Annotated in this window: 8 protein-coding genes; 7 read left to right on the forward strand and 1 reads right to left on the reverse strand. The window is 71.4% G+C overall.

Going from position 1 to position 12,215, the window contains the following annotated elements; genetic code table 11:
* The first annotated feature begins 72 nt into the window (after nt 1-72).
* The 6 genes from OG373_RS33155 to OG373_RS33180 all read left to right on the forward strand — a co-directional run bounded on the left by OG373_RS33155 (nt 73) and on the right by OG373_RS33180 (nt 10,190).
* A complete protein-coding gene (locus OG373_RS33155) occupies nt 73-1,500 on the forward strand; it encodes a hypothetical protein (protein WP_405442131.1) in 1,428 nt (475 codons plus the stop codon).
* A complete protein-coding gene (locus OG373_RS33160) occupies nt 1,497-2,921 on the forward strand; it encodes a radical SAM protein (RefSeq protein WP_405442132.1) in 1,425 nt (474 codons plus the stop codon). The genes OG373_RS33155 and OG373_RS33160 overlap by 4 nt, the downstream gene beginning before the upstream one ends.
* Nucleotides 2,922-2,932: 11 nt before the next feature.
* The gene (locus OG373_RS33165) at nt 2,933-4,948 is read left to right on the forward strand and encodes a ferritin-like domain-containing protein (protein ID WP_405442133.1); all 2,016 of its coding nucleotides are present in this window, start codon (nt 2,933-2,935) and stop codon (nt 4,946-4,948) included.
* A complete protein-coding gene (locus tag OG373_RS33170) occupies nt 4,945-5,949 on the forward strand; it encodes a hypothetical protein (protein WP_405442134.1) in 1,005 nt (334 codons plus the stop codon). The genes OG373_RS33165 and OG373_RS33170 overlap by 4 nt, the downstream gene beginning before the upstream one ends.
* Nucleotides 5,950-6,463: 514 nt before the next feature.
* Nucleotides 6,464-8,299, forward strand: a complete 1,836-nt coding sequence (locus tag OG373_RS33175; RefSeq protein WP_405442135.1) for a glycoside hydrolase family 15 protein — start codon at nt 6,464-6,466, stop codon at nt 8,297-8,299.
* A 490-nt stretch (nt 8,300-8,789) separates the two neighbouring features.
* Complete coding sequence (locus OG373_RS33180) at nt 8,790-10,190, forward strand: isopeptide-forming domain-containing fimbrial protein (RefSeq protein WP_405442136.1); 1,401 nt, start codon at nt 8,790-8,792, stop codon at nt 10,188-10,190.
* A gap of 510 nt (nt 10,191-10,700) precedes the next feature.
* Here OG373_RS33180 and OG373_RS33185 read toward each other — a convergent pair.
* On the reverse strand, nt 10,701-11,276 hold the full coding sequence (locus tag OG373_RS33185; RefSeq protein ID WP_405442137.1) for a DUF4232 domain-containing protein: 576 nt from the start codon (nt 11,274-11,276) through the stop codon (nt 10,701-10,703).
* 191 nt (nt 11,277-11,467) lie between these two features.
* On the opposite strand from OG373_RS33185, the gene OG373_RS33190 reads away from it, so the two are divergent.
* Entirely contained in the window at nt 11,468-12,208 is a 741-nt protein-coding gene (locus OG373_RS33190; protein WP_405442139.1) for a class I SAM-dependent DNA methyltransferase, read from the forward strand.
* Nucleotides 12,209-12,215: the final 7 nt, after the last annotated feature.

Raw genomic sequence — 12,215 nt, forward strand, 5'->3', positions numbered from 1 at the left:
TGTACTTTTGGTTACTCAGCGCTTTCGTTTCGCGTCGTGCACCCCCTCCGTACCGATCACAAGGAGATGCCGGTGATCGAACGACTCTGGCTCCAACCACCCCTCGCCTTCGCCCGTCTGGGCCCCTCCTCCGTCCCGTGCGACAGCTACCGCTACGGGCCCAGCGACCTCACGCCGCGCGGCAGCGGCAGGACCACCGTCGTACCGGACGTCACCCTGGACCTCGCCGAGGACGGAACGCTCTCCGAGCGGATGCCGCAGGACGTGCAGTTCAAGGACGGCGCCGGCTGGCGGCCCATCTGCCCGTACTTCGAGCTGCACGGCTCGTGGACCGTCGACGGGAAGTCCGGAACGGGCCCCGTGACCGAACAAGTGCTGGCGGACTCCGGGCTGAGCCTCGCGGACGTCCGGTGGGAGGTCTCGGTCGCGAACCTCAAGGCGCACCACATCACGCAGCAGGACGGTGACCGGATCGAGGCCCGTGCAGACCTGGCGGGCGACGACCACCGGAGGCACGTCCTCGAAGGCCGCTCACCGCGGGACGCACGGCAGCCCCTCGTCCCCTCCGGGGTCTCCCTCCCGCTCGGTTCGGTACAGCTGCCCGCTCCCAATGCGGAGCTGCCCGAGCTACGGCTCCGCTTCACTCCAGGAGCCGGTTTCGTCTACGGCCCGCGGGGCCATGACCCCGAGAGCGGGTACGAACTGCCGCCGGAGCGCCTGATCCTCAACCCCGAGGCGGCATGGAGCGGTTTCAAGGCCACCGACGACGATTTCCGGACGGCTCCCGTGCTGCTCTTCGCCGGCGCCGAACGCAGTTGGCGAAGCCTGGGCCTCGTCGACGACGTCTGCGACGGTACGGTCTCGGTCTCGCTGTCGGGCGGCCCGACGGCGACCGCGCGGATCGTCTCCGCCCCACCCCGTTTCTCGCCCGACCGCAGACCCTTCGTCTCCCTGGCCGACGGGCTGGCCGACCGGGTCCAGCGCGCGGACGTGCACGACAGCGCCTACTTCGAGGACGAGGAGCAGACCGCCCTTGAGGTCCGTGACCTGTTCGAGCGGGTGCTGGAGACCATGAGCGGGGTCAACGTGGACGTACAGAACGAGCGTTCCGCGGCATCCAATGTGCGGCTGGCCAACTACCTGAGCCTGTCCCCGGAAGATGCCCGAGCCCTGGCCTTCCCGCCCCCGCAGCCCCTGCTCGGACTGTTGCTCGGGCTCACCGAGCTCGGCCGGCGCCGCCACCGCCGGTTCGTGGCGCTGGAAGTCCTGGAGGACATGATCCGAGAGAGGCGCGAGCTGATCCAGGAGCAGGTCCGCGCTCCCGCGCAGGCCGAGGGACCCGGTGCGGTCACCCTGGCGTCCCCACGGTTCTACACGCGGCAGATGCCCAGCGGGATGCGCGGCTCCGATGCCTATCCGATGCATCTGACGCGCCGCCAGTACGACTTGCTGGTGGGCTGGGCGGACCAGCTGCGCGAGGACACGGAGCCGGACTCATGACCGTACTGCTCCAGATCGGCCGACGGCCTCCGGACCCTCCACCGCAGGGTCACGCCGCGCCCGCCCCGGGTCCGCCGGGACCCTCCGCGCAGGCCAAGGTCTTCCGCAGCGCGCACGGTGCCCATCTGTTCGTCGTGGACGGCAGCAGGGTGTACGACCTGCCCGAGCCGCTCGCGACCCGGTTCGAACAGTGGACGGCCACACCGGACGCGTCCCTGCCCGACCTCGCCCGCGACCTGGGTCTTCCGCTGTGGTCGGAGCCCCGGATCGACGGCACCCCCGCCGAGCCGCCCCCGCTGGCCTCGCTCTCGCTCAACGTGATGCAGGCGTGCAACCTGAGCTGCGGGCACTGCTACGCCGACGAGGGGCGCTTCGGCGGGTCCGCCCGCTCCATGCCGAGGCACACGGCGTACGCGGCGGTCGACCGACTCCTGGCAGAAGCGGCCCCCGGAGCCGACGTGGTGGTCGGGTTCATGGGCGGGGAACCGCTCCTCGCCCGCGATCTGGTGCACGACGTGGTCCGGTACGCGGCGCGGGCCGGCGCCGAGGCCGGCAACCCGGTCCGGTTCTCCCTCACCACCAACCTGACCACCGTGCGACCGCAGGATGCCCGGCTCTTCGCCGCGTACCCCTTCACCGTCACCGTCAGCCTGGACGGGGACCGGGCCGGACACGACGCGCTGCGGCGCGCGCCGGGCGGGGCCAGCGCCTACGACCGGCTGCGGGCCGGTCTGGAGGTACTCGCCCGGCACGGCCGTCCGCGTCACCTGTCCGCCCGGGTCAGCGTCACCCCGCACACCGGCCGACTGCTCGACGTACTCGAGCACGGCATCGGCCTGGGGTTCGACGAGGTCGGCTTCGCGGCCGTCGTCAGCGCCCCGGATCCGGCGTACGAGATCACCGCGCGGACGTTCGGCGGCTTCCTGGAGCAGATGCTGGAGTGCGGGGAACGGGCCCTGCGCGAGCTGTCGGCGGGGCGCAGCTACCCCTTCGGGAACTTCCAGACCGCCCTCCACCAACTGCACCGTGGCACACATCGTCCCTACCCGTGCGGCGCCGGCGCCGGCTATCTCAGCGCCTCGGCCGAGGGAGACCTGTACGCCTGCCACCGGCTCGTGGACGATCCGGCCTTCGCCATGGGTTCGGTGGCCGGGGGGCCGGACCTGGAGGCCCGGCAGCGCCATCTGGCGGCGGGGCACGTCGACCGGGCGGAGCCGTGCCGCTCCTGCTGGGCCCGATACCTGTGCGGGGGCGGCTGTTACCACGAGGTGAGCCGGCGCGGCCGCCCGGGCTGCGACTACATCCGGGGCTGGCTGGCCTTCTGCCTGCGGGCGTACGTCGAACTGTCACAGACCGCACCCGAGTTCTTCCGGCCGCGGGCGGAGTCCGCCACCACCGCCAGCGCCACCGGCGTCGTCTGAAGGAGCCGTCCATGCCCGACCTGCCTCCCCCCGCCGGGAAGTTCTTCCCCCGCAACCTCACCGCCCGTGCCGACTACCTGGTACGCGGCAACCCGTCCGGCAGCCGTCCCGAGAGCGGTGTCGACAACTGCTTCCCGGGACTGGAATTCGACCAGCGCAACCTGGACACGGCGTTCTTCCCGGGGCTTCGGGTCGATTTCCACCGCTCCGACGGGGCCCGGGTCCTGTCCATCGCCGGCAGCCCCCCGTTCCCGGAGAAACTGGGCAACGGCGATCTGACCGACAGCCGCCCCCTGTACATCCGTGCCCTGTGCGGGCGTACCGCCGTGGACCAGACCGAAGAGCGGGCCGTCACGGTCGACTTCGCCGGCAAGGACGGCCTGGATGTGTGGCGCCACGTCCACGATCTGCTCCCCGGCCCGATCGCGGTGATGATCGCGCCGCTGCCGGACCGCTACGCCCCCGCCTCCGTGCCCGATGAAGTGAACGACCTCAACGCCACGCGGATGGAGGGCGAGTCCCGCGTCCAGCGCTATGACAACGGCGACGTCGAATTCGCCCTGCTGGTCGCCGACCGGGCCCCGTACCTGGACGACGACGGGGTGATCGAACCCGCGGCGTACCGGCCCGGCGAGCTCACACGCAGCCTGTGCGCGCCCTGGCAGTACGACTTCCGTGACTGCGGCTGCTTCTACTGGGCGGCCTCCAAACCGGACGTGACCAGCAGTGCGGACGGGTCCGTCCGGGAGGTCAACTTCCTGCGCCGGGACCGCAGCGTTCCGCCCGCTCCCGACAAGTCGAGCGACCTCGGTGGGCAGCGCACGGCACTGGAGTTCACCTACGGGGACCTCATCCGCGACTGGAACGTCCTGCCCGTGGTCCTCGACGACCGGGAACAGCCCGAGCCCACCCCTGACGGGTCGGACCCGGCGGGACTGCGACGCACCGGCAGGAGTGCGGGGCGCGCCAAGAGCGACGCGATGACTCCCGAGCAGGTGGCCGACAAACTGACGGAGCTGGCCGGCGTGGAACACGCCCTGTGCGTGGAGTACTTGTACGCGCACTACTCCCTGAACGCGCCGAGACTGCTGCCCCGCAGCGCGGACGAACTCACCCGCCGGGCCTACGCGGCCGGGCAGGAGGTGTTCTCCGTCGCCGTGGACGAGATGCGGCACCTGCGCTGGGTCAACGAGGCACTGGCGATGTTCGGCCGACAGCCGGTGCTCGCCCGTGCGAAGAAGATCAAGCGGGGGTCCGAGGAGCACGAGGTCACGTTGGAGCGGCTCACGCGTGGCCGGTTGCAGTGGTTCGTCGACGTGGAGGCTCCCAGCCGGAACTCGAGCGCTGACCCGATCGACCCCGAGGATCCGGACAGCGTCGACGGCATGTACGTCGATCTGCACGCGGCCGTCATGGCACATCCCGAGCAGTTCCCCGAGGCCGACCGGCTCGCCCACCTGATCAAGCTCATCATCGACGAGGGCGGCGACCACTGGCACCGGTTCCGCGCAGTCCAGGGCCACTTGGAAGGCCTCACGGAACAGCAGTACCTGCGGCCGCTTGCCACCGGCACCACGGACGAACTGACTCTGGAGCTGCTCAACGACAGCGACAAGTCGTACGACATGCTGATCGGGGTGCTCCAGAAGTCGTTCTCCCTGCGCGACGCGGCCGGCGGCATCCTGATGGAACGCAGCCGAGTCGCGATGCAGAACATGCACGAGCTGAACCACCGGCTCGCGGCGCGCGGGGTGGGCCCCCGGTTCACGCCGCCGGCCATGCCTGCGACGTCCGGCGCACGGATCGCCGACGCGCAAGGGGCCGACGGCCAGTTCATCCGGGAGGCGGCCGCCGGGGCGGCCCGGGCACGCGAGGCGATCGCAGCCCTCGGTGACCGTTCCCTCCGGGAGATGGTGATCCGCCATCAGACGGACACCGACTCCCTGTTGACCGTCCTGGCGGGGCTCGACGGAGACACACCACGGCGCACACCCACCCCCGCCCGCCGCCCCGGTGGCGGCGGGTGACTCTCGTCGAGATCGCCGGCGCGGGTCTCGCGGAACTCACCTGCGCGCGGCTGCTCACCGACCGGGGGCATCGCGTCCGGCTGCCCCCGCTCCGGCCGCCCGGTCGGACGGCCGGAGCGGGGCCGCGGCCCCTCCTGTTGACCGGGCCCACCCTGGAGCTCGTGGGCTCGCTCTGGGGCGACGGGCTGATCGAGGGCGGTTGGCCGATCACCCACCGGCACGCGCGCTGGGGAGCCGGGCCGTCACCGGCCCCGTTCCCACAGCCGGGGCGGGCCCTGGACGGCGTACTGCTGGCCGCCCGGATGAGGGAGCGGCTCGGCGCCGGAGACAAGTCCGGGGAGCCCCCGGAGTGGACGGTGACGGCTGCCCCCGGCGAGCAGCCCGTTCACGAACAGGCCGGACGTAGAAAGCTGTTGGCCGGTAGCGCTCCGCTGCGCAGCGCGCGCGACCAGGACACGGCTCGGCTGGACTGCACCGGGCTGGGCTGGCTCCACCTGACCCCTCTCGGCCGGGGCGACTGTCTCGTGCAGGCGATGGTGCCCGGCCCGGCCGAGGCCCCGGCCGAGCTGCTCGCACGGCTCCTGGCCGATTCCGCCTTCGCGGCCCTGCTGCGCCGTCCGCCCCGTACGGCTGTTGCCCTGGCCGCAGCGCCCAGGGTCCACCTCGCCCCGGCAGTCCCGCCCACGGCGGGCGGTGGCGGGATGCTCGTCGTCGGGTCGGGCGCCCTGCGCTACGACCCCCTCAGCGGCACGGGCACCGCGCAGGCCTTGCGTACGGCGATCCTCGCCGCAGCGGTGATCGACGCGGCCGCGGCCGGCAGGTCCGCGACCGCGCTGTGCGCCCACTACGCGAACCGGCTGCGCGCCGCCTTCCGCGACCATCTGCACACCTGCCTGCGGCTGTACACGACCGCCTTCGGCGCGGGCCCCTGGCAGGACGAGATCGACGCCACGCGCGCCGCGCTGCGCACCGGGAGGCAGCCGCTCCTCGCCCTTGACTGAGCCGGCGCCGTGCAGGGCGGGTCGCACGGCACGCGACGGCACCTGGTCCGTGTCCGTGTCTGCTCGGGCCGAGCGGAAGACGGCAGCACGCGCGCCTGCCCTGCCGCTCGCAGCACGGCGCCCGAGGGCCCTACCGATGAGCGCGCAGACCCGGGATGACCAGCGCGTATGCCGTGACGGCCTGCTGCAGACAGCCGGGGTCGTGGAGGGAGAGCCCGACGCCCTGCGGCGCCGCTGCGGGGCTCGGCCGGATGCCCGCCTCGCGTGGCGGTCTAGTGCTGTGACCGGAAAGGTTGGCCGGGTCGCGGCGTCCGGTGCGGTGTATCGCAAGGCGGAGGGCCGCGGGCCGTACTGGACGTACTTCCGTGGTCCGACAACGCGGCGAGGTGCCGTGCCGGGCGTCGCGACCCGGTGGACCTTTCCGGTCACAGCACTAGCATGGAGAGCAAGGCTTTGTCGCCAGGCCCCGGCCCGGGCCCAGACCCCGGCCCGGCCGCACGGCAGGGAGGCCGGTATGGCGTTCGACACGACTGGTTTCGCGCAGGCGGACGGCGGCCGTTACATCCCGATCTCCGAGCACGGCCTGATCGGCGATCTTCGTACGGCCGCCCTGGTCGGCACGAACGGCACCATCGACTGGTACTGCTGCCCCCGCTTCGATGCGCCCAGCGTTTTCGGGTCCATCCTCGACGCCGACCGGGGCGGGTCGTTCGAGTTGGCGGCCGAGGTCCCGACCCGCACCAGGCAGTTCTACTTCCCCGACACGAACGTGCTGATCACGCGGTTCTTCGCCGCGGACGGGGTGGCGGAGATCCAGGACTTCATGCCCGTGGTGGACGAGTCGCGCGAGGCCTCCCGGCACCGGCTGATCCGGCGGGTGATCTGCGTCCGCGGAACCCTCCCGTTCAGGGCACGGATCGCCCCCCGCTTCGGCTACGGCACCGAAACGCACACCACGCACCTCGAGGGCCGTACGGCGGTCTTCCGCTCTCCGTCACTGACGCTCGCGCTGACCGCCACCGCGCCCCTGGAAGGCGACGGCCTGGACGTGTGGTCCCACTTCAAGCTCCTCGAGGGCGAGTCCCACGTGTTCGCCCTCGACCGGATAGGCGACGACGTCCCGGCCCGCGCGTGCCCGCGCGCCGAGGCGCAGGAGCAGGCCGACGCGACCGTCCGGTTCTGGCGCCACTGGCTGGCCGGTTCGCGCTACCACGGGCGGTGGCGGGAGATGGTGAACCGCTCCGCGCTGGTGCTGAAGCTGCTCACCTACGCGCCGACCGGTGCGATCGTCGCCGCACCCACCACCAGCCTGCCGGAGCAGATCGGCGGCGAGCGCAACTGGGACTACCGCTATGTCTGGGTCCGCGACGCCGCCTTCTGCGTCTACGCGATGCTGCGCCTTGGGTTCACCTCGGAGGCCGAGGCGTTCATGGGCTTCATCTCCGAGCGGGGGATCCTGCGGGGCACGGGGGAGACCGGTCCGTTGCAGATCATGTATGGCATCGACGGACGCACCGACCTGCCCGAGTACGAGCTTCCGCACCTGGAGGGATACCTCGGTTCCGGACCTGTCCGGGTGGGCAACGCCGCCACCGGTCAGCTCCAGCTGGACATCTACGGCGCGCTGATCGACTCGATCTACCTCTACGACAAGTGGGGGCAGCCGATCAGCAGTGACCGCTGGGACGAGGTCGGTGCCGTGGTGGACTGGCTGTGCGAACACTGGGACCAGCCCGACGAGGGGGTGTGGGAGACCAGGGCGGGCCGGCGGAACTTCGTGTACTCGCGGCTGATGTGCTGGGTGGCGCTGGAGCGTGCGATGCGTATGGCGAACCGCCGCGGTCTGCCGGCGGACCTGCCCCGCTGGCGGGAGTCACGGGACGCGATCTACCGGCAGATCATGCGGCGCGGCTGGTCGGCCGAGCGAGGAACGTTCGTCCAGGGACTGGACGGCCACGTGCTGGACGCCTCGCTGCTGATGATGCCGATGGCCAAGTTCGTCTCGCCCACCGACCCCAAGTGGCTCTCCACCCTGGACGCGCTCACCACGGACCTCGTCTCGGACTCGCTGGTGTACCGCTACGATCCGACCGCCAGCCCGGACGGCCTGCGCGGCCCCGAGGGCACCTTCTCGATCTGTTCCTTCTGGTACGTGGAGGCGCTGGCTCGCGCAGGCAGGCTGGAGGAAGCCAGGCTCGCCTTCGAGAAGATGCTCACCTATGCCAACCACCTCGGCCTGTTCGCGGAGGAGATCGGCCCGACCGGAGAACAGCTGGGCAACTTCCCCCAGGCCTTCACCCACCTCTCGCTGATCAGCGCAGCCTTCAACCTCGACCGCGCGCTGGGCTGACGCAGTATCAGTGCCGGGCCATCGGTCCGAGCGCGATGGGTGGCCAGAGGAACAGCGCAGTTCAGAGGGCCCGGTTCGGTCAGGGCCGCCTCCCACTGCCAGGCCTGTAACGGCATCTGCGCGGCTCGGGTACGGCCCGGCGAAGTCACCGCGCCAGAGGCGTCAACTTCACCGGTGGTCAATTCACCCCGAGAGGGGATGGCCGCAAAGGTTCAACAGGGACTTTCGGCCATGACGGAGTGGGCGGGAGCGGGCCGGGAGGCATGTGTGGTGGCTGCGGTTGCCTTGGCCTCATCCATGACGGGCGTGGGGGAGTGGTTGTGGGGGCGGCTTCCGTAAACGTGCCTCGCGGGATTGGCCAAACCCCTCCACTCGTCACTTTACGTGTTCGTTCGGATGCTGTGCGCTACGGGATGTTTCGGCTCCGCCACGGCACGCAGTATGCGGCCGGCCGGCGGCGCATTCCACAAGCGTCTCGAGGGGAAGAACCATGACCACACCTCCCGCTGCTCCGCTCCGTGTCGCCCTGGCCAACGGCAGCTTCGAACAGCCTGCCGTGACCGATGTGGAAATCCTGCCGGACGCCTCACAGACGCAGGCGGCCAAGCGGGTCCCTGGCTGGCTCACCACTGCCTCCGACCGCAAGATCGAGCTCTGGCATTCGGGCTTCAACGGTGTACCGGCGGCCGACGGTGCCCAGTTCGCCGAGCTCAACGCCAATGAGGTCTCCACGCTCTACCAGGACCTGCCGACCACCCCCGGTACGAAGCTGTACTGGCGGCTGTACCACCGCGGCCGCCAGGGGGACGACACCATGGCACTGGACATCGGCGCGCCGGGCTCCACTGCGGAGCAGAGGCGCTTCACCGACGGCAACACCGCCTGGGGCTACTACACCGGCACCTACACCGTCCCGGCAGGCCAGACGCTGACGCGGTTCGCCTTCCGTTCCATCTCGGCCGCCGGCGGCAACCGCAGCGTCGGCAACTTCCTGGACGGCATCTTCTTCGGCACCGCTCCCTACGTGGAACTCGCCAAGACCGCCATTCCCGCCGGGCCGCTGGAGGTGGGCGACGCCGTCACCTACCGCATCACCGCGAAGAACGAGGGCGGCGGCGGGGCCGAGAACCTCATCCTGACCGACGTGATCCCGCAGGGCACGACGTACCTGCCCGGCTCCCTGCGCATCGTCGACGGCCCGAACGCCGGAGCGAAGAGCGACGCGCAAGGAGACGACCAGGCGTACTACGACGCTGCGGCGAACAAGGTGGTCTTCCATCTCGGCAACGGGGCTTCCGCCGTGGAAGGGGGCAGCCTGCCCAGCACCGAGACCCTGCCGGCAGGTACCACGGTGGAGTACCGGGCCGTCATCGACCGGGCCAGCGGTGGCAAGCAGATCAGCAACACCGCAACCGCCGCTTACGAGAACCGGCTCGGTGACACGCCGGAGCCCCTGACGTCCACGTCCAACGAGCAGGTCACACAGGTCAAGCCGGCCGCCGACCTGACCGTGACGAAGGCGGCCGACGCCACCACCGTCACCGTCGGCCAGACGGTGACCTACCGCATCACCGTCCACAACGCCGGCCCGAACGACGCCACCGGCGTCACCGTCACCGACCGGCTCCCCGACGGCCTCACCTTCCTGTCCGCCGACCGCTCAGGAAGCTACGGCCCGGCCACCGGGCAGTGGACCGTGGGAGACCTGGCCGACGGCGCCACCGCCACCCTCGTGCTGCGGGCCAAGGCCACCAAAGCCGGCCTGATCGGCAACACCGCCGCCGCCACCGGCAACGAAAAGGATCCCGACACCACCAACAACACCGACACCGTCAGCGTCTGCGTCGAACCTGCCCCCTCCTGCTGCGACCCCTGCGCCAGTCAGGAGTAGCCCCCGCCAATCGCCGCGTGCGGCACCGCGGCGAACACGCCCACCGCCGCCGTTCGACCCCACCCTCCATTCCCGCCCGCAGACCGCACAGACAACCTCGTCCCCACGCCGAATCGCTGCCACCCGCCCCCGGGCGTGCTCCAGCACCCGCCACCGTCTGGACCCGCACCTACCGGAACAGCAACTCAGGCCCCACCGGGCGTCCCGGTGGGGCCCGAGTACGCGCCCGCGCACAGCGCCCGGCGGCGGGAGTCCGCGCCGTGCACCTGTGCCGGACGGGTTCCAGGAGGTGTCGGCCGTCAGGCGGTTCAGGTGCCGGGCGACGGGGGCCGCGCTTCCCAGGGCGCCGCCCGCTCCCGCTCCACCACAACTCCCGCCGCTGAGGCTGACCGGGCAGGTACGGCCCCGGCCGGGGCCGTCCCCGCCCACCGGCAGCAGGCTGCGCCCACCAAGGGGGCGGGACAAGGACGCTGACGGTCCGCCGGTCCGGCCCGAGATCCCGGCCGGCGGTCAGCGCGCGAGCGCCGACCAGGCGCTCAGCCCCAGCCTGCCCGTGTTGCCCAGATCCACGGGTGCGCTCAGCCGCAGCGTCAGCCGGGGCGCCCCCGGCTTGGGGACGAGCTCCAGCACCTGCCCCTCGGCGGCGGGCACGGTCGAGTCGGTGACCAGGTTGCGCCACAGCAGCCCCGTCCTGGCGGCCTGGCCCGGCTGGAGCGTCACCCGACGCGGCGGCTCTTCCCCGTCGGCGGCGGGCGAGGTCACGCCGTTCGTCCCGTGCCCGATGTCCACCTGGAGGGGCCGGTCCTCCCCGTCCAGCAGGCGGATCTCCGGGTAGCCCTCCAGTACGTACGCCGCCGAACCGCAGTTGACCAGCAGGAAGTCGGTCACCCGCAGCCCCATCGCCGCGTTCCCCTCACCCTCGGCCAGCCGCACCCCGCCCTCCGGGCAGGGCTCCGCCCTACCCGTCGGCAGCGTCTCCCCCATCGCCTCCATGACCGAGTCGCACCCCACCAGCACCCACGCCAGCGCCAGGGCGCCCGCCCCCGCCACCGCACCGATCCGCTTCACCCGCCCCTGTCCACGCATCCCTCGACCCTACGTCCCAACTCTGCGGGATTCGTCGGTGTGGCCCTGCGTCGTACCGGCCGCCATCGCTTCCGGTCCGCCGTGGACAGCGACACCGCGAAGTGCGCCGAGTCGATGGCCGGCGACCGCGACCTGAAGCTCGGGGGTAAATGCGTCGACAGCGCCCTCGGTACCCGGCAAAGTGGCCGTCCGTGACGAGCAGTGAGCTGTGGACCCGTGAGACCGCCGACCGCTATGACACCGAGGAGACCGAGACGTCCTCGGCCGCCGTTCTCGGACCGAGTCTCGCCTTCCTCGCCGAGCTCGCCGGAGACGGGCGGGCACTGGAGTTCGCCATCGGGACCGGACGAGTGGGCGTCCCGCTCCGGGAACGCGGCGTGCCGGTAGTGGGCATCGAACTGTCCGAGCACATGGCAGCGGTGCTGCGACGCAAGATCGACGAGGACACGCTCCCGGTAGTCATCGGGGACATGGCCACCACCGTCGTTCCCGGCGAGTTCACCCTGGTCTATCTCGTCTACAACACCATCACGAACCTGCTCACGCAGGACGAGCAGGTCGAGTGCTTCCGCAACGCCGCACGACATCTGGAGCCCGGCGGCCGTTTCGTCATCGAGCTGGGCGTGCCGCCGCTGCGGCACCTGCCGCCCGGCCAGGTCGCGGTGCCGTTCGACGTCTCTGAGCAGCATCTCGGCTTCGACACCGTCGACCTCGTCGAGCAGATTCTCGTCTCGCACCACTTCACCCGCGACGGCGACGACGGCCGCTACCGCCGCGACAGCTCCCGGCACCGCTACGCCTGGCCGGCAGAGCTCGACCTCATGGCGCGGATCGCCGGGCTCGAGAGGGAACGTCGCGTCGCGGACTGGGACGGGGCGCCGTTCACCCAGGACTCCGCGAAGCACATCTCCGTGTGGCGCAAGCCGACCTGAGTTCGGG

It is taken from the genome of Streptomyces avidinii (assembly GCF_045161815.1).
In the GTDB taxonomy this organism is placed as follows: Bacteria; Actinomycetota; Actinomycetes; order Streptomycetales; family Streptomycetaceae; genus Streptomyces; species Streptomyces avidinii.